This window comes from Bradyrhizobium sp. STM 3566 (assembly GCF_045571445.1).
Taxonomy (GTDB): Bacteria; Pseudomonadota; Alphaproteobacteria; order Rhizobiales; family Xanthobacteraceae; genus Bradyrhizobium; species Bradyrhizobium vignae.
This window is the reverse complement of record NZ_CP120692.1, coordinates 7813968-7831411: the sequence shown is the minus strand read 5'-3', so window position 1 is coordinate 7831411 and position 17444 is coordinate 7813968. Positions and strand designations below refer to the sequence as shown.

The following is a 17444-nucleotide window of genomic DNA, read 5'->3' as shown; positions in this document are numbered from 1 at the left end:
GCCCCGCGCACTTTCCGCCTGCGGCAAGCTTTGTTACAACCGCGCCGCCGCGACGTTCAAGCTATCCGACTTTCAAGAACAACACTGGGAGAACCCTTGAGATGATCACTCGCCGTACCGCGCTGGGCCTGCTCGCCGCCAGTCCGCTTGCAGCCACCCCGCTGTCGAAGGCTGTTGCCGCCGATTATCCGGCACGTCCGGTGAAATGGGTGGTCGGCTATCCGCCGGGCGGGGCCACGGACATCCTGGCGCGGCTGATCGGCCAGCGGCTCTCGGAAAAGCTCGGCCAGCAATTCGTGATCGAGAACAAGCCCGGCGCCGGGAACAATATCGCGACCGAATCAGTCATCAACGCCGAGCCCGACGGCTACACGCTGCAGCTGGTCAATCCCGCCAACTACATCAACGCTTCGCTCTACGCCAATCTGAAGTTCAACTTCGTGCGCGACATCGCGCCGGTCGCCTCGTTCCAGCGCGTGCCGAACGTGATGACCGTCAACAAGGACGTGCCGGCCAAGAACGTCGCCGAGTTCATCGAGTACGTGAAGGCCAATCCCGGCAAGGTGAACATGGCCTCGTCCGGCAACGGCACCTCGGTGCATCTGTCCGGCGAGATGTTCATGGCCATGACCGGCTGCAAGATGCAGCACGTGCCCTATCGCGGCGCTGCGCCCGCAATCACCGACATGCTCGGCGGCCAGGTGCAGGTGATCTTCGACAACATGCCCTCGATCATCCAGCACATCCGCTCCGGCTCGCTGCGCGCGATCGGCGTCACCACCGCGGAGCGCTCGCCGCAATTGCCGGACGTGCAGGCGATCGCCGAGACCGTCAAGGGCTATGAGGCGAGCGCGCTGTTCGGCATGGGAGCGCCGAAGAACACGCCGAAGGAGATCATCACCAAGCTCAACAGCGAGATCAACGCGCTGATGAAAGAGCCCGACATGGCCAAGCGCCTGGTCGAGCTCGGCGGCGAGCCTCGGGTGCAGACGCCGGAGGCGTTCGGCGAGGAGATCAAGGCCGAGACCGAGAAGTGGAAGAAGGTCGTCGAGTTCGCCGGCCTGAAGGTCGAGTAGCGATCTTGTGATGCCTGAAAGGGGAGCCCTGCCGTTCGGCAGGGCTTTTTTCTTGCGCGCGCGATGCCATGATCCGGAATAAAGCCGTGCGACGAAACCTGATGGTAGATGGCGCGTATCTCGCGTCGTGAGCAAAGGAGTTGCGGTCATGCGCAAGACGCAATTGGCACTGCTGACGCTGTGCGCGACGGTCGTTGCCGGCTTCGTCACCATCACGCCGGCGGCAGCCCTCGATTACCCCTGGTGCGCCCGGGGCGGCGAGTATGACTATCCCGGCGAATGCGCCTACAGCACCTATGAGCAGTGCCAGGCGAGCGTGTCCGGGCGGCTGCTGTACTGCGATCGCAATCCTCGCTTCGCCTATGGCCAGCAACAAATCCCGCAGCCGCGGCCGCACCGGCGCGCGCGGCCCGCCGCGCCCTACTGATCACGCTTCATACTGGCCTCATCCTGATCACGCAGTCGTGCGCACCCGCGCCCGCGGGTTCCGGCTTGACGCTGCCCCGCTCGCTTCTATACTAAACCACATGGTTAAGTATCAGGACGAGGCACTGGACCGGACCTTCGCGGCGCTCTCCGACCCGACGCGGCGTGCATTGCTGGCGCGCCTCGGCGAGCAGCGCAGCCTGTCGGTGAGCGAGCTGGCCGCGCCGTTTCCGGTCTCGCTTCCGGCGATCATGAAGCATCTCGACGTGCTCACGGATGCAGGCCTGATCGTGCGGGAGAAGACCGGCCGCACCGTGGTCTGCCGGCTTACCGCACGGCCGATGGAGCAGGCGATGAACTGGCTCAATCGCTATGCGCAGTTCTGGTCCGACAATCTCGACCGTCTTGCCGCCTTCGTGGAGGAAGAGACATGGCCGCCACCGCCGTCAACGCCGCTGAACGCCCGCCAGCAGATCGACCAAGCCTCACGCTCACGCGCCGGCTCCGCGCGCGGCCGGAAAAAGTCTTCGCCGCCTGGACGCAAGCCGAGCAGCTAGCGCAGTGGTTCGGGCCGCCGAACATGAAGCCGGCGACGTTGCAAGCCGATCTCGACGTCCGCATCGGTGGCCGCTTTCGCATCAGCTTCGTCCGCGACGACGGCGAGTATTTCGAGGCCGGCGGCACCTATCGCGAAGTGGTGCCGAGCGAGCGCCTGGTCTTCACCTGGGCCTGGCACTCGACGCCGGAACGCGAATCGCTGGTGACGATCTCGCTGAAGCCGGACGGTGCCGGCACCTTGATGATCTTCCATCACGCCCAGTTCTTCGACGAGACCGCACGCGACAACCACCAGCGCGGCTGGAGCTCGTTCTTCGACAAGCTCGATGCCTTCGTCGCCTGAGCTCCAAAGGAGAGTATCATGCAGCAACATCAAATCGTTTCGCGCGAGCAATGGATTGCGGCGCGCAAGGCCCTTCTGGCTCGCGAGAAGGAGTTGACGCAGGCCCGCGAACGGGTTGCCGAGGAGCGCCGCCAGCTTCCCTGGGTGAAGGTCGACAAGACCTACGTCTTCAGCGGGCCGAACGGCAAGGTCACGCTTTCCGATCTCTTCAAAGGCCGCCCGCAGCTCATCGTCCAGCACGTGATGTTCGCGCCCGACTGGGACGCTGCCTGCAAGAGCTGCTCGTTTTGGGCCGACGGCTTCGAGCGCATGGTGCCGCATCTGGCCGCGCGCGACACGTCCATGGCTGCGGTCTCGCTGGCGCCCAGCACAAAGCTCGAAGCCTTCAAGAAGCGGATGGGCTGGACCTTCGACTGGGTCTCCTCGGGCGACAACGATTTCAATCGGGACTACGGCGTGACGTTCTCGCGCGAAGAGATCGCGACCGGAAAGCCGATGTACAATTTCGGCACTACGCCAATCTACGGCCCCGAGCTGCCCGGCATCAGCGTGTTTTACCGCGGCGAAGCCGGTGAGATCTTCCACACCTATTCCTGCTTCGCCCGCGGCCTCGACATGATGAACGCCGCCTATCAATATCTCGATCTCACGCCGCTCGGTCGTCACGAGGAGGCTCTGCCCTATCCGATGGACTGGGTCCGCCTGCGCGACCAGTACGAGCCGCAGCCGGCGAAGGCGGCGTGCTGCCACGGGTGAGGGTAGGGGCACGCCGGATCCCATCAAAGGTGTCGTCGCCCGGCTTGACCGGGCGATCCAGTACTCCGAGGCGGTCGTGGTTCAATCGAGAGGCCGCTGGATTCCCCGCCTGCCGCCTACGCTAAAGCTTCGGCGCCCCTGGACCTCGACCGCGGCGAAGCCTTGGCGTAGCCGGGTCGCGGGGAATGACAGCGCGAGGCGGCGAGGCAGCTATCCTTCCGCGCCACGCTACCGCTTCGCGTCCGCCTGCTCCGTCGCATTGCACGAGATCAGCATCGTATAGGGCCGGGCGTTGGCGGCGATGTCGGTGGTCTTGAGCTCGCCCTTTGGTTCGGCGGTCTGATAGGGCACTACGGAATTGTCGAGGAAGTCGCGCAACACGCCCGTCTTGATGGCGAAGTTGATGTTCTCGGGAATGTTTCCGGTCGCCACCGCGATGCGCAATGCCGGAATCTTTCCGGTGACCACGCCCACGACCTGACCGGTGCTATCGAACAGCGGTCCGCCGCTGTTGCCGGGCTGTACGGGCGCACTGATCTGCAGGAAGCGCGAGTCGTTGCGCATGCCGCTGAGCGAGCTCACGATGCCGGTCGTCACGGTGAAGTCCGAGGTCAGGATGCCGTGATAGGGAAAGCCGATCGCGACCACGGAGTCGCCGGAGCGGATCGAGCGGTCACGGATCCGGGCAAAGTCCTTGAATGTCATCGTCGATGGCGCCTGCATCAGGGCGAGATCGTTGTTGGCGTCGCTCGACACCACGCGCAGCACCATTGCGGCCTCGCCGGTGAGATTGCCCTTGATGTCGCCGGCGCAGCCGTCGATCACATGGTGGTTGGTGACGATGTGTCCGCTCGTGCTGACCACGAAGCCGGTGCCGCTCTTGGTCCTGGCAGATTTGCCGCCGGCCGGCGGTGATGTCTGCTTCTCCGCCGTCACTGCCGGCTTGGCCGCTCCTTTGGTAAAGTCGCCCGCCTTGCTCAGCCCGTCGGCTTTCACCCTGGTGACGCAATTGGCCAAAGCGGCGATCACCGGTCCGGTCGATGTCAGATCGAAATTCAAGGCGGTGCGGCCGCTCGTCGCGACCATCAGACTCGCCTTCTGAAACGTTCGCACAACGTTGATAGGCATGACGGATGTGAGCATGTTCGGCTGGTTTGCCGTGGCGAACAGCCTGGCTTGCTCCTGCCCGTCGAAGATGACGTCGATCGCGGCGTTCTCGCCCTGTTTGAAGCGGTAGCTGGGACTCGCAAAGGCCAGCGTCCAGGTGCCGGCGGCATTGTAGCCTACCACGAGTATGACGCCGTTGGCGTAGGGCGTCGTCGCTGCACAATGCGAGAAAGCACCCGTCTCGTCATTGCTGAAGGCGCCGCCGATCCAGTTGCCGACATTGACGGAGCCGAACGGCCCCGCCGCGTTCGCCCCGACCACACTCAACTGCAACGCGACCGCAACGACGAACGACCTCAACCACATACCAGCCCCCGGAACGCTTTCGGATCCATCTTATCCGCGAGGGCAGGTCGGGTGCAACCGTCAGTTGTCCGTCCGAGGTCGTGCGGCTCTCGCAACAGTTCGGGCTTGCATCTGCTTTGCAGTGCCATATACTTTGCAGTACAAAGTAACGGGACCTATCGTCCCGGAATGCCCGGGTGGAACGAGGTTTTGGCGTTGCCAATGCGCGATCTCGACAAGGCGCTGGCCGACATCGTGGCGATCCGCAGCCAGATCGCGGCGGGCACCGCCTTCCGCGGCTACGGCCCGGCGACCATGGCGGCAACCGGCGCCGTCGCGCTCATCACCGCGATTCTGCAATTCTGGCTGCTGGGTGATCCCACCGGTGAGCCGCTCGGCTTCTTCGTCGGCTGGTTCATCGCTGCCGTTCTCTCGGGGCTCATCATCGGCATCGAGATGCGTGCGCGCTCGCGACGCCATCATTCGGGTCTTGCCGATGCCATGATCCACCAGGCGATCGAGCAGTTTCTGCCCGCCGGCGTTGCCGGCGTGCTGCTCGCAGTGGTGATGTGGAAGTTCGCGAGCGAGACGCTGTGGCTGCTGCCGGGTCTGTGGCAGATCCTGGTGTCGCTCGGCATCTTCGCCTCGGTCCGCTCGCTGCCGCGCACGGTCGCGCTCGCGGGCGCCTGGTATTTCGTGTCGGGCTTTGCGGTCGTCGTGCTCGCGAGCCGAACCCACACGCTGTCGCCATGGACCATGGGGCTGCCCTTCGTGATCGGGCAATCGGTGATGGCGGCCATTCTGCATTTCGCGTCCGGAGACAACGATGTCGAAGATTGACAGCGCGCCCTTCTCATATGAAGGGCTCGACCGCGTGATCCACGAGAAGGCGAGGCTCGGGCTTCTGACCTCGCTGATGGCGCATCCCAAGGGCCTGGCATTCGGCGACCTCAAGCAGCTCTGCGGCCTCACCGACGGCAATCTCAGCCGGCACCTAGCCGTGCTCCAGGAAGCCGGCCTCGTCGAGGTGACCAAGGGCTATGAGGGCAACCGCCCGCACACGACCTGCCGCCTGACCAAGGCCGGCCGCCGCCGTTTCCTCGACTATCTCGCCGTGCTCGAGCGGCTGGTGCGCGACGCGGCGAAAGCTGCCGGCCGCGAGGCGCCGCCGCTCGGCCGCCTCGATATCGTCTCGACCTGATCTTCCCCTTTTTGGCTGGAGACTTTGCAATGCAAAGTGAAATCACGTCCCGCAACGAGAAGCTTCATGTCGGCATCATCATGGACGGCAACGGCAGATGGGCCACGCGGCGCGGCCTGTCGCGCGTGCGCGGTCACGAGGCTGGCGTCGAAAGCATCCGCCGTATCGTCGAGGCCGCGCCCAAGCAGGGCATCGGCACGCTGACGCTTTACGCCTTCTCAACCGACAATTGGCGGAGGCCGAAGGCCGAGGTCGCCGCACTGATGACCTTGCTGCGCCTCTATCTCACCAGCGAGGTGCAGAGCCTGGTCAGGAGCGGCGTGCGCCTCTCCGTCATCGGCCGCCGCGATCGCCTGCCCGACGGCGTCGCCACCGCAATCACCCGCGCCGAGGAAGCCACAGCCGATGGCAGCGCGCTGCATTTGCGCATCGCCGTCGATTATTCCGCGCGTGACGCCATCCTCAATGCCGCGGCGAAGGCGGCTGCGCTGACGAGCCTCACCCGCGAAGCCTTCTCGCAGCTCGTTACCGGCGAGGCTGGCCTTCGCGACGTCGATCTCATCATCCGCACGTCCGGCGAGAAGCGGCTGTCGGATTTCCTGCTCTGGGAAGGCGCCTATGCCGAGCTGCACTTCACCGAGCGGATGTGGCCCGAATTCGAGGCGGGCGATCTCGCTGACGCGCTCGCCACCTTCCACAGCCGTGAGCGCCGCTTTGGTGGCTTGCAGGCCATTCTGCCTGGGGAGGTGCCTTCGCTCTCTCGGGTGTGACGGGCGGCACGTGAGAACGAGTTGTTGGTTTTCAGCCGCATGACCGGCAAGGATGTCCAAGCGGCGGGCAGGCGGCGCCAGCCGCATCCCCGTTGATTGCCGCCTGGCATGGATCGTGCTCTAGTATTCCGACTTTCGATATCGCGCCGCGACGGGAGCTTTCGCAAGATGCGTGCGGTCCTGGACTATTGCACCGGCGGAACGGAGCGGCAGCTTGCCGCCGGCACGGTCGTGGTCGCCGAGGGTGGCACCACCGGCCATCTCTACGTGCTGATGCAAGGCAAGCTCGAGGTGCTCAAGGGCGAGATGGTGGTCGCCACCGTCACCGAGCCCGGTGCGGTGCTGGGTGAAATGTCCGTGCTGCTGGGCCAGCCGCACACCGCGACCGTGCGGGCCTGCTCCGACGCGGTGGTCTACGAATTCGAGGATGCCGCCTCGTTCCTGGAGAGGGAGCCGGGCGTGGCCCTGCTGATCGCAAAAATGCTGGCGCAGCGGCTCAATGTCGCCAATACCTACCTCGCCGATCTCAAGCGGCAATATGCCGGCCACGGCACGCATCTGGCCATGGTCGGCGAAGTGCTCCAGAGCATGATCAACCTGCCGCCCCTCGAGGTCTCGCCAGGCTCGGATCGGCAATCCGATCCAAGAATGTGAGCCAATCGGGCGGCGCCTCGATCGGAGCGGCGGGGCGCTTCAGCGGCGCATTCAGGTCGATCCATTGGGCCTCGCCGGCCGCAAGCCAGAACGCTTTGTCCGCACCGAGGTCCAGCACGATGTATGTCGGGGGGCGGCCTGGTTGCAGGCCCGTGTTGAAGACCCAGGTCTGGCCCAGCCGGTCGAACCACGAGCCGCCGGTGACGAACGGCGACTGGTGCACATGGCCGGAGATCACCATCGACGGCTGGTACTGCATGACCCATTGCACCAGCTCGACGTCGCCGAAGAAGCGCTTGCCGCCCCAGCTCGTGGGTGAATCCGCCGGCGGCGCATGATGGGCCCAGATCCAGCGCTGCGGTCGGTCGGCCGCGGCATCGCGCAACTGGTCGACGAGGCGTTGCTTGACCAGTGGTCCGTCCCACCACGGGCACACCGTGAACAGGGTGCCACCGATGTTGAGGCTGTCGCCGTCGCAGGCAATGCCAAGCTCGCGCACCTCCGAGATCCAGCGCGAAATCTTTTCGCCCTCCGAGTTGCGCTCGTCGAGGTCGTGATTGCCGGAGCAGAGGATCACGCGGCTCGTCGCGGCAAGCAGCGCGAGGTACTTCTTCACGACGACGATCTGGGCGCGAAAATCCACCATCGAGCCGATGTCGAGCGCATCGCCGGCGAAGATCACGAGATCGAATTGCGACGCCGCGCTGACCAGCCAGTCGAGCTGCGGCAGCGAATAGTGCAGGTCGGCCACGACCAGGCAGCGCATTGGAGAATCGTCCGCGAGAGATCGACTATATCCGGGAATTCCAGGCTCATGAAAGCAAGAAGCGGACCAGCATGTCGCTCCCTCGCGTCATCATCGCAGCGCTGGACCGGTTCATCGAATTCTGATGTCGTATTGAACCGTCAATGCGGATGTCCGTATGACCTCATTCAAGACCATTCGCACCCGCGCCGAGAAACGCAAGGGCGGGCCCAGGGCGTTGGAGAAACTGTTGCCGGCCAAGCCGGACCTCAAGCGGCTGGCCAAGCTCGGCGACGACCGTATCCTCGCCGAAATGACCAAGCGCGTGTTCTGCGCCGGCTTTGCCTGGAGCGTGATCGATTCGAAATGGGACGGCTTTGAAGACGCCTTCCTGCATTTCCAGCCCGCCAAGCTCACCTTCCAGCCCGAAGAGTATTGGGAGGGCCTGCTGCGCGACGCGCGCATCGTGCGTAACGGCGCCAAGGTCATGTCGGTGCGGGACAATGCCGTCTTCGTCCAGGAGATCGCGAAGGAGCACGGCAGCTTCGGCAAGTTTCTGGCGAAGTGGCCGTCGTCCGACGAGATCGGCCTGCTCGATCTCCTCAACAAGCGCGGCAGCCGGTTAGGGGGCAACACCGGCCAGATGCTGCTGCGCTTCGTCGGCTGGGACGGTTTCGTGACGTCGAGGGACGTGGTGGCTTGCCTGCGCGGTGCGGGTCTCGACATTGCCGAAGAGGTCAAGTCGAAGGGCGACCTCGCCAAGGTGCAGGCACAGTTCAACGCCTGGGCCGGGGAGACCGGCCTGCCCTACACCCATCTGTCGCGCATCTGCGCGCTCTCGGTCGGCGAAAACGCATAGCGCGTGAGCGCGGCCCACCGCCGGATCGTGTGCATCCTGTGGCGATCTTGTGCCGCGAGCGCGGCGGACGCCGCATGCGATCACGAAATACATTTTCCAGGAACCTTTGTCCGCAGCGCCTGTTCGGCCATTGAGCCAGGCGGATAAGCGCGCAGGGAACGCGCACTCCCGCCCGGCTCAAAGGAACCGGCTACAGAAACGGAGCAGCTCATGAAGCTCACATCTGAACAGGTGAAGCAGACCGTCAACCAGCTCGGCGCTCAGGTGCTGCCCGACGAACATCCCGCGATGCCGCAGCTCAACAGCATGTTCGGCGACCATACCTTCTTCGTCGACGAGATGGGCCTCAAGGTCCTCGAGCCCACGGGATCGCTTGGTACCGACCGCCAGAGCGGCGAAGTCGTCAGCCTCGCCGATTGGGGCGATTCCGACCTGACGCGCCTGATGGCGCATGAGCCCGAACCGACCGGCGTGATCGTGGTGTTCGAGCAGATGAAGCATTGAGCGCCCCGAGCAGGACGTTTCGAGACACGTGCGCCACGGTCGGCAAAGCGCTGATCGTGGCGCGAGGCTTCAGCATGCCCGGTCGTTCCGTTGTCTTCCAACGAGCGTCGTGCCGGTCGTGCTATCCGCCACGGGTGCGAGCGTAGCGCCACATTTCTCCGCGACAGGCCGGAAACAACGCGACGATCGTGAGCGAGACCGCATATGACCGCTGGCGACGCCGACTGGTCCGAACGGCAGCCCGCATATGAAGGCGAGAATCGATGTTGAGACATTGAACGGGCTCCAGCGCATGTACTCCTTGGTGCGACCCTGGCTGAGGCAGAGCCAGTTGGCGGGGCTGTTGTTGGTTTGCAGCAGACCGGCGATCCTGAGGGCGAAGATCGGCGCAGCCTCGGGAACCGCTCGCACGGCGTTCCGATCTCAAGAGACTTCGCTGCTGTGTTGCAATGTCTGTTCTGTCGGAATCTCGATGGCGATCTGAGTTCCCGGACCCGCTTTGCGCTCAAGTCGCAAGCGCCCGTTGAGCGATGAGGCAACCAGGTTGAACGCGATGTGGAGTCCCAGGCCGGCATTGCCACGCTCCCGACTGGTCGTCACGAACGGATCGAAGACGTGAGCCTGCAATGGCTCGGGGATTCCGACGCCTTCATCGGCGCAGACCAGGCGGACCGAAGTCGGGTCCGGCCGGCTCACCGTGATGACAAACCTGCCGCCTCTCTTGTCAGGATAGGCGTGCACGGCAGTGTTGAGGGCGAGATTGCTGATCACCTGAGCAAGCGCTCCGGGGTAGCTGTTGAGCTTGACTCCCGCCGGGCATTGCACCTCGACCGTCAGGCCGTGATGCGCCAGCAATGGCCCGAGCTTGGACATCAACTCCGACAGCCAATCCCTGAGTTCGAAAGTGCGCCGGTCCTCATCGGCTTGGTGAACGGCGACCTGCCTGAAGCTGTGCACCATCTCGGACGCGCGATGCAGATTGTCGAAGGTCAGGCTGAGTCCCTGCTTCAGCCGGTCAATGCCCTTGGTCAGATCGGAGCGCCGGACCGATGCTCCGGCCAATGCGTCACTCATCGCTTGCAGGTCAGCCTGCATGGCCGTCGAGGTGGTCAAGGCGAGGCCGAGCGGGGTGCTGACCTCGTGAGCGACACCTGCCACCAATTGCCCGAGCGAGGCGAGCTTTTCCGCCTGCACGAGGTGCTCCTGGGTCGCGCGCAGATCTCGCAGCGATTTCTCCGAGCGTTCTTTCTCGCGTTGCAGCGCCTCGGATGTCCGGAATTGCTTTCGCGCCCGGTACTCGCGTGCAGCCACAGCGTAGAGCGATAGCGCGTAGGCGTTGCCGACGAGAGAGTGGTTGATGAACCTGAGGCCCGCCGGCAGCGTCGGCGCGAACGTCTCGGCGATCAGCAGCGCCACCCATGAGAGCAAACAGAAGATCGCCAGCGAGCCGATCCGCAATGGCAGCATGGTCGAGACGAACAGGATGATCATCATCATGCCGGGCGCGGCAAACGTGAAGCCCGATGGCAGCACGAGATAAATGCTGGGCAGGATGCAGCCGGGGATGACGCAATAGACGAGGAAAATGGTCTCCGCCCACGGCTTCATCCAGCGCCGTGACAGCAATGCCGTGAGCGGCAGCAGGATGAACACGGCGGTGCCACCACGGATTGCGAGCGTGGTCGGCACGACTTCGGGGTAGAGCACCCAGTCCCACAGTGTGTAGCCGGCATAGGTGGCGGCGCCAAGCAGCATCGCGATCTGCGTCCAGCCGAGACTGCCTCGGACATATTGGTCGACAAACCGGCGCTCCTCGATGCGGTCTTCGAAACGCAGTCCGAGGCGTATCAATAAGGCAAGCATTCCAGCATCAATCGCGAAAAACCGTGTCTTGGTGTCTCTACGACAGGTTTCGCGCCGCGTCGCGGACAAAGATGCCGCGCTCGCTGAAGGGGGGGCCTCCAGCCCCGTTCAGATGCCCAACGTCAGCTGCGGCTCCGCACCGTCTCCGACCTGGAGCGACGACAGCGAGACCCCCAACAGCCTGACGCGCTTGGGCAGCGGCATCTCGGCTTCGAGCAGGCCGCAGGCCAGCCGCTCCAGATCGTCGCGGCCGGCAACGGCCGCCGTGACCGACCTGCTGCGCGTGATGATCTCGAAGTCGGCGAACTTGATCTTCAGGGTCACGGTGCGGCCGCGATTGCCGGTGGCTTCGCAATGGCGCCAGACTTTATCGACGAGAGGCCTGAGCTCGGCGACCAGCGCGTCGAACGCGTCGAGATCCGCCGAGAACGTATTCTCCGCACCGATCGACTTGCGGATCCGGTTGGCGCGGACCGGCCGCTCGTCGACGCCGCGTGAGATCCAATAATAGTATGCGCCCGACTTGCCGAAATTCGCATTCATGAACTCCAGCGTCTGGTTACGGATGTCGCGGCCGGTGAATAGGCCGAGCGCGTTCATCTTGGCAGCTGTCGCCGGACCGATGCCATGGAACCTGCCGACGGGCAGCGTCTCGACGAAGGCCGGTCCCATCTCCGGCGAGATCACGAACTGACCATTGGGCTTGCGATGATCGGAAGCGAGCTTGGCCAGAAACTTGTTGTAGGAGATGCCCGCGGACGCGTTGAGGCCGGTCTCGGCCTTGATCTTCTCGCGGATCTTCAGCGCGATGTCCCGCGCCAGCGGAATGCCTTGCAGGTTCTCCGTGACGTCGAGATAGGCTTCGTCGAGTGACAATGGCTCGATCATCGCCGTGTGCTCGGCGAAGATGTCGCGGATCTGCCTGGAGATCGCCTTGTAGACCTCGAAGCGTGGCTTGACGAAGATCAGATCGGGACACTGCCGTTTCGCCGTCACCGATGGCATGGCGGAGCGAACGCCGAACTTGCGGGCCTCGTAGCTGGCGGCCGCGACGACACCGCGTTCCGCGGAGCCTCCGACCGCGACCGGCTTGCCGCGCAGCTCCGGATTGTCGCGCTGCTCCACCGACGCGTAGAAGGCATCCATGTCGATGTGGATGATCTTGCGCACCGGCGAGGCTGCGCCGGTCACGGTGTCGGATTCGCTCATGGCAAGATGATACAAGCGAGCAAGGAGAAGCGCGAGGTGATGGATGGGTCAGTTGTCAAAGCGCAATCTCAGGCTTGTGAGTGGCAAGCGGGAGCACGCGACCTAATATGAGCCGGCGGAGGACGCCCATGCAATACAGCTCCGAACTCATTCAGACGATGCGCCAAGCGCTGGAGACCGTGGTGGCGAACGTGCCGGCTCACCAGTCGGTCTTCGGTCTGAAAGCGGCCGTAGCCGAATGCATCCTGAAGGCCGCGGCACACGGCCAGACTTCGTATGACGGACTGGTGGCGTCCGCCTCTGATCAGGTTCAGGCAATCATCTCGATGCTGACGTGAAAGCCGGCATGAAAGCGGCTGCAAGCTGGCGCACCCGACGTCGATCTCTTGGAAGAGATGGCGAGGAAAATCGGCAATGTCAGGCTGATCATCGTCGATCCGATCTCGGCATACATGGGCGGCAGCGACGGGCCTCAATCCTCCGGGTTGCCTCTGCCGCTTTTTCCGCCTCCAACCTCTTGGTCGAGTAGTCGTAGAGCGTCCACAGAGCTCCGACCAAAACCGCAGCAATTGGAAGCCAATCTTGTACGAACTGGAGGGCTGGTGATTTCTTCTGCGCCGGCGGCTCTCGGACGGGTAATTTGCTCATGTGTCAAACCATTATTCAAGCAATGGACAGACAATCCTGCCCATGGTTGTATGAAAGTGCAGACTCAACCAGGGGAGAGGAAATGGTCAAATGGATACTTGCCTGCTTGGTGGCTTTGGCTATTTCAGACGCAAGCGCCCAACAACTGGGGAATTACTCCGCCAATCCGTACGCTCCTAACTCGACAGGTAATCCGTACGGTGCTGGAAGCCCGTATGGTCAAAACAGCATCAACAATCCCTACGGGCGCTATGGCAGCCAGTACAGCAACGACTCGGCAACCAACCCGTATGCTACGAACGCTCCAAAGCTATACGATTCCGATGGGAATTATCGAGGACGCCTGAGCAGCAATCCTTACGACCCGGACTCCGTTTCAAACCCTAACGGCCGATACGGCAGCCGCTACTCACCGGACAGCATCAACAATCCATACGGAGCCGGAAATCCGTATTCGGCGGACAGTCCGACGAACCCATATGGCAAGGGCCTGTCTATTCAGGGCGACGATGACTAGCGACTCCTGGGTCTTGGCCAGGGTCTGTGGAGGACCAGGAGCGTCTCACATCTACGGTTTTGAAGCTATGACACGATCGAATTTCCTGCGCTGGTCCTTCAACGATCAATATGCGGTGCTCCAAAGTGAGGAGAACTTCCGTCGGTACGTATGCGAGAACCTTGATGAGATCGAATCCGAGGCTCGTCCTGCAAACTGTGCTTCTTGGCCTGATCCTATGGAGGGTCTGGTGATGACGCATGGCCCATTCCACGCTTCAAGGTGCATTGGGTCTAAGAATGGCGGGCCGCGACAATGACGGGGAAGACGACGAGAAGCCTCCTAAGCTGAGGGTCGTTAGCGACAACCCGAATGCTCGGGCCGATCGACAAATCGAATGGGCCAAGGACGAGGCGCACCGCGCACTATCACAATTCGCCGCCGCTCTGCTGCGTACAATGGCGGGTAACGATACCGAAGCGGTCTACCTCATCCGTCGGCTGGCTCTCGTCGTAGAGGCGATTAACAAATTCGAGAGACAGGCGGATCGCGGGATATCGGCTGCAGAGCTGCAGGAAGCGCTGCGCCTGGCTCAGGCCGAAATGGATTATTCAGCTGACGATGATTGGCGCCATCGTCACTGGCTCCGCGAACACGGGATGGACGCAATTGTGAAAGGAGCCCTACGCCTGGCACGCCGAAGGCTGGCTCTTCGCCAAGGATCTTGTGTGCTGGCGAACATCGATGTCGCGCTAACAGCACAGTGGCATCGAACCGCGGACGAAGTCTGGAGCGTCGGGGACCCCGACAAGGCGGGACGAGCTATCGTGCACTGGTCAGAAGGCGGCTTGATTGGGTATAACCGCTTAGCGATTGGCGCACCCGACACGATTCGAACGTGTGACCTTTGCCTTCGGAGGGCAACGCTCTATCCAGCTGAGCTACGGGTGCTAGTCGAGGTTCATTTAGCCGATTGCCGCGGGGTCGGCAACCTCCGCCCGCGCCCAGACGCCCGGTATCGCCCGATTCCCGGTCCTGCGCATCGCTTTTCAATCCAGGAGGGCGGCCGGTCGCGAGATCTCGCCGGAATCGTTCACAAACATCAACGGCCGCGCCTTCGAGGCGACGAACACGGCCGCCGTGAGCGGGCCGCCAAAGCAGGCGCCGGTATCCAGGTTCAGCCGGTTCGCTCGCAGATCAGGTGTCCAGGACCGGATCGGCGTATGGCCATGGACGATGAACAACTCGTGGTCGAGATCGGACGACAAGAAGGGTTCCCGGATCCAGAGCAAATCTTGGTCGGATTGCGACGCCAGCGGTACGCCCGGCCGTATTCCTGCGTGGACGAAAAGTCGTCCATGCTCGATCTTCATGAGCGGAAGCGCGCGTATCCAGTCGAGATGCTCGCTCGGGAAATCGGCCGGATCATCGATTCCGTAGCTGTCGAGCGTCTGTTCGCCGCCGTTCCCCCACCAGTTCATGAGATCCCGGTCGGTGCGCTCTATCTCGGCCGCGCGAAGCAGCATTTCCTCATGGTTGCCCCGGAGACAGACGAAGGATCGGTCCTGCTGCCCCTTGCTGCCCACGAGCACATTCATGACCTCGCGACTCTGGGGCCCCCTGTCGATGTAGTCTCCGACAAAGACAAACTGGGCGCTCCGATGGCCGCGAATCTCATCGCACACGACGAGAAGCGACATCAGCTTTTCGAAGCAGCCGTGGATGTCGCCGATGGCGAAGGTCAGCAGTTCGTGCTCGGGAAGTGGCAAAGCAGGATTTCTCCCTCTTACCAACTCAGATGTAGAGATCCTTGGTCGTGCCCTTGAACCTGATGCGCTTTGGGCCCACGCCCAGATCCGCGAGCGATTCAATCACCCTGTCGTTCAGCGTCTTGCCGTCCTTGTCCTTGCGATCACGCTGGTCCGCGGTGAAATCATAGACGAGCAGCCCGATATTGGCGTTGCTCACGTTGATCTTCTCTCCCTTCGCAACCGCGCCGACCGCCTCAGCCACACTACGGTGCCCGTTGCTCCATTCCGCCATCTCGGTCAGATTCTTCGCAACCCATCGATAGCTATCATCGATCTCCGTCTTGTGAAGGTCGATCACCGCCCTATAGTCCTTGATCTGGTGGAAAATCTTGCCGTTCTCCAGTTCGGGATTGCTGAACGTCTTGGCCTCCCAGAACACCAGATCTATTCCGCTCGCCGTCGTCTCGAAATTCGCAAGGTCCATGCGCGGGAGACTCCGCCCAACGCCGGGGGCGCCGGATGCGTTGATCGCGATCTCGACGTCGACGACGGAGCGATTGGATGTCGCGATCTCGTGAACGCCTTCCTTCTCTCGTCCGGAGTAGAGCGATGCAGCCCTTTTGAGCTTCTCCAGGGTCTTTGCGCCCTCATATTCGCGCGTCAGCATTCTTTGCTCGGCCTCGCCAAAGGCGAACTTGCCGTCGAAAAGCGAGATCTGATCCTTCAAGTCCGGATTCAGGAGATACTTTTCGTGCGTCGTGGTGGTCACCTTCCCGCCCTTGAACGACACCTTGAAGATGGATTGTCCCTGCCAATAGACGTTCAGGTACTCGTTCCGAACGCCGATGATGAGAGAGGGATCGGCGAGAACGTCCCTCCACCAGCCATCCTGCCGAGCAAGTGCCTCGAGTGCCTTGCGAAAGTCGTCTTGCCGGATTCCGCGTCTGAAGCTCATTTCATACCTCCCACCATTCGCCATCGCTGCGTCGCGTGACGTTGTCAAAATATTTGAAAAAGCTGTCGCCTTCGAATGTGTGAACGGGCACCAGCTTGTCCGGTCGTATTGCGCTCGAGAGCCGCTTGAGATCCAGGATGCTGGCGTGGCCCGAGGTATGGATGATCTCAATGGGTACGCCGCGTGTTGCGAGATCCGCCTTCAGCCTGGCTCCAGGACCATCCTTCAGGTATCCGTCCCATTGTGACCAGATCGCCCTGGCGCCGGCCCAGAGATTTGCGGTCTCCACGTCGGGGGCCATTGCCGGGCGAAACAACATCACTGTGCGATCGGCGATCTCGGTGATGCGCTCGCGGTAGATTCGCGCGGATTTGTACGGCTCGAGCAGGTCGAAGCGCCTGTTCCGTGCGATCTGTCGCCGCTGATATTCCGGCACGTAGACCGACAGGTTGGGCCAGCCGACGCTCGGCAGGCGCTCGTTGCCGGTGGCCCGCAATATCTCCATCGCGTAGAGGTCCAGCAGCAGCGTCCGGTCGCTGCGCTTGCAGGCGCGATAGAGGCTGACGATGCGATCGATGTTCTGCGCCGAGGCGGAGATGATGACGAAGCCCGGCGGCCTGAGGCTCTCGGTCAATCTCGCTTCGATGGCGTCTTCCGTCGGAAATTGTGTCCGTTCGTCAAGACGGCCGAGGCTCGATCCCTCCATCAGCATCGTATCGACGCCGCGGGGCGGATCGCTCACCAATCGCTCGAACAGGCCGCTCTTGCGACCATGCGCGCGGATGTCGCCGCTATAGAACAGACGCCGGCCGGCGGCGTGGATCAGCAGCGCATAGGCATCATAGGCCGAATGATCGACCAGATAGGGCGTGATGCTGAAGGGGCCGATCTGCAAAGTCTTGCGATCGGCCAGCTCGAATGAAACGCCTGGCACGAAGCCGTTGGGCACGAAAGGAGCTGCCGCGCGCATGATGCGAGCGGTTGCAGCGCCCATGGCCAGGGGGACATTGGGGCTGCACAGGGGGAGCAAACCCCAATGGTCGCCGTGTCCGTGCGACAGGACGATCGCACGCAGGGTCGGATCGTCGCCGCGAAGCCCGGCCACGGACGGGAGAAGATCGTCGGACGCGCCGTCGGCGTCGAGCGGAAGTCCAAGGTCGAGCAGGATTCTCTCGCCC

At 62.9% G+C, this 17444-nt stretch carries 19 protein-coding genes, 1 tRNA gene and 1 pseudogene; 13 read left to right on the top strand and 8 right to left on the bottom strand.

Features of this window, described 5'->3' with window-relative positions; all coding sequences use genetic code 11:
- Positions 1–101 precede the first annotated feature (101 nt).
- The 5 genes and pseudogenes from P6U27_RS37130 to P6U27_RS37110 all read left to right on the top strand — a co-directional run bounded on the left by P6U27_RS37130 (position 102) and on the right by P6U27_RS37110 (position 3159).
- Positions 102–1076, top strand: a complete 975-nt coding sequence (locus P6U27_RS37130) for a tripartite tricarboxylate transporter substrate binding protein (protein ID WP_122406284.1) — start codon at positions 102–104, stop codon at positions 1074–1076.
- 148 nt (positions 1077–1224) lie between these two features.
- On the top strand, positions 1225–1503 hold the full coding sequence (locus P6U27_RS37125) for a DUF3551 domain-containing protein (protein WP_122406283.1): 279 nt from the start codon (positions 1225–1227) through the stop codon (positions 1501–1503).
- 100 nt (positions 1504–1603) lie between these two features.
- Positions 1604–2059, top strand: a complete 456-nt coding sequence (locus tag P6U27_RS37120) for a helix-turn-helix transcriptional regulator (protein WP_162500530.1) — start codon at positions 1604–1606, stop codon at positions 2057–2059.
- Between the two features lie 11 nt (positions 2060–2070).
- A pseudogene (locus P6U27_RS37115) lies at positions 2071–2403 on the top strand (SRPBCC domain-containing protein); the annotation flags it as partial.
- Between the two features lie 18 nt (positions 2404–2421).
- A complete protein-coding gene (locus P6U27_RS37110) occupies positions 2422–3159 on the top strand; it encodes a DUF899 domain-containing protein (protein WP_407193533.1) in 738 nt (245 codons plus the stop codon).
- Between the two features lie 228 nt (positions 3160–3387).
- Here P6U27_RS37110 and P6U27_RS37105 read toward each other — a convergent pair whose 3' ends face one another.
- Positions 3388–4632 (bottom strand): S1C family serine protease, encoded by a 1245-nt coding sequence (locus P6U27_RS37105; protein ID WP_122406279.1) that lies wholly within the window; start codon positions 4630–4632, stop codon positions 3388–3390.
- A 201-nt stretch (positions 4633–4833) separates the two neighbouring features.
- Here P6U27_RS37105 and P6U27_RS37100 point away from each other — a divergent pair, with 201 nt between their 5' ends.
- The 4 genes from P6U27_RS37100 to P6U27_RS37085 all read left to right on the top strand — a co-directional run bounded on the left by P6U27_RS37100 (position 4834) and on the right by P6U27_RS37085 (position 7236).
- A complete protein-coding gene (locus tag P6U27_RS37100) occupies positions 4834–5451 on the top strand; it encodes a hypothetical protein (protein ID WP_122406278.1) in 618 nt (205 codons plus the stop codon).
- The gene (locus P6U27_RS37095; RefSeq protein WP_122406277.1) at positions 5438–5812 is read left to right on the top strand and encodes a transcriptional regulator; all 375 of its coding nucleotides are present in this window, start codon (positions 5438–5440) and stop codon (positions 5810–5812) included. The genes P6U27_RS37100 and P6U27_RS37095 overlap by 14 nt, the downstream gene beginning before the upstream one ends.
- 29 nt (positions 5813–5841) lie before the next feature.
- Positions 5842–6582, top strand: coding sequence for a di-trans,poly-cis-decaprenylcistransferase (locus P6U27_RS37090; RefSeq protein WP_122406276.1), 741 nt, complete (start codon positions 5842–5844; stop codon positions 6580–6582).
- 168 nt (positions 6583–6750) lie between these two features.
- Entirely contained in the window at positions 6751–7236 is a 486-nt protein-coding gene (locus P6U27_RS37085) for a Crp/Fnr family transcriptional regulator (RefSeq protein ID WP_122406275.1), read from the top strand.
- Here P6U27_RS37085 and P6U27_RS37080 read toward each other — a convergent pair.
- Positions 7175–8002: a metallophosphoesterase gene (locus P6U27_RS37080; RefSeq protein WP_407193532.1), complete on the bottom strand. Its 828-nt coding sequence runs from the start codon at positions 8000–8002 to the stop codon at positions 7175–7177. The two genes, P6U27_RS37085 and P6U27_RS37080, sit on opposite strands and share 62 nt — an antisense overlap.
- Before the next feature lie 157 nt (positions 8003–8159).
- Between P6U27_RS37080 and P6U27_RS37075 the strand changes: the two genes are divergently transcribed.
- Together P6U27_RS37075 and P6U27_RS37070 are read left to right on the top strand one after the other, a co-directional pair.
- Complete coding sequence (locus P6U27_RS37075) at positions 8160–8840, top strand: DNA-3-methyladenine glycosylase I (RefSeq protein ID WP_407193531.1); 681 nt, start codon at positions 8160–8162, stop codon at positions 8838–8840.
- A 210-nt stretch (positions 8841–9050) separates the two neighbouring features.
- Positions 9051–9344 carry a hypothetical protein gene (locus tag P6U27_RS37070; protein ID WP_122406272.1) on the top strand — a complete coding sequence of 98 codons (294 nt, stop codon included), beginning with the start codon at positions 9051–9053 and terminating at the stop codon, positions 9342–9344.
- A 423-nt stretch (positions 9345–9767) separates the two neighbouring features.
- Here the strand turns inward: P6U27_RS37070 and P6U27_RS37065 are convergent, their stop codons facing one another.
- Both P6U27_RS37065 and dinB read right to left on the bottom strand, forming a co-directional pair.
- Positions 9768–11207: a sensor histidine kinase gene (locus tag P6U27_RS37065; RefSeq protein WP_122406271.1), complete on the bottom strand. Its 1440-nt coding sequence runs from the start codon at positions 11205–11207 to the stop codon at positions 9768–9770.
- A 108-nt stretch (positions 11208–11315) separates the two neighbouring features.
- The gene (gene dinB, locus P6U27_RS37060) at positions 11316–12416 is read right to left on the bottom strand and encodes a DNA polymerase IV (protein ID WP_122407003.1); all 1101 of its coding nucleotides are present in this window, start codon (positions 12414–12416) and stop codon (positions 11316–11318) included.
- A gap of 128 nt (positions 12417–12544) precedes the next feature.
- Here dinB and P6U27_RS37055 point away from each other — a divergent pair, with 128 nt between their 5' ends.
- Together P6U27_RS37055 and P6U27_RS37050 are read left to right on the top strand one after the other, a co-directional pair.
- A complete protein-coding gene (locus tag P6U27_RS37055) occupies positions 12545–12754 on the top strand; it encodes a hypothetical protein (RefSeq protein ID WP_122406270.1) in 210 nt (69 codons plus the stop codon).
- A 392-nt stretch (positions 12755–13146) separates the two neighbouring features.
- On the top strand, positions 13147–13581 hold the full coding sequence (locus P6U27_RS37050; RefSeq protein ID WP_197711523.1) for a hypothetical protein: 435 nt from the start codon (positions 13147–13149) through the stop codon (positions 13579–13581).
- Positions 13582–14434: 853 nt separating this feature from the next.
- Here P6U27_RS37050 and P6U27_RS37045 read toward each other — a convergent pair.
- From P6U27_RS37045 to P6U27_RS37030, 4 genes are all read right to left on the bottom strand, one after another.
- Positions 14435–14511 (bottom strand) — tRNA-Arg (locus P6U27_RS37045).
- Between the two features lie 98 nt (positions 14512–14609).
- On the bottom strand, positions 14610–15329 hold the full coding sequence (locus tag P6U27_RS37040; protein WP_244607843.1) for a metallophosphoesterase family protein: 720 nt from the start codon (positions 15327–15329) through the stop codon (positions 14610–14612).
- 25 nt (positions 15330–15354) lie between these two features.
- Entirely contained in the window at positions 15355–16266 is a 912-nt protein-coding gene (locus P6U27_RS37035; protein ID WP_122406269.1) for a hypothetical protein, read from the bottom strand.
- A 1-nt stretch (position 16267) separates the two neighbouring features.
- On the bottom strand, positions 16268–17431 hold the full coding sequence (locus P6U27_RS37030; RefSeq protein WP_244608062.1) for an MBL fold metallo-hydrolase: 1164 nt from the start codon (positions 17429–17431) through the stop codon (positions 16268–16270).
- Positions 17432–17444 lie beyond the last annotated feature (13 nt).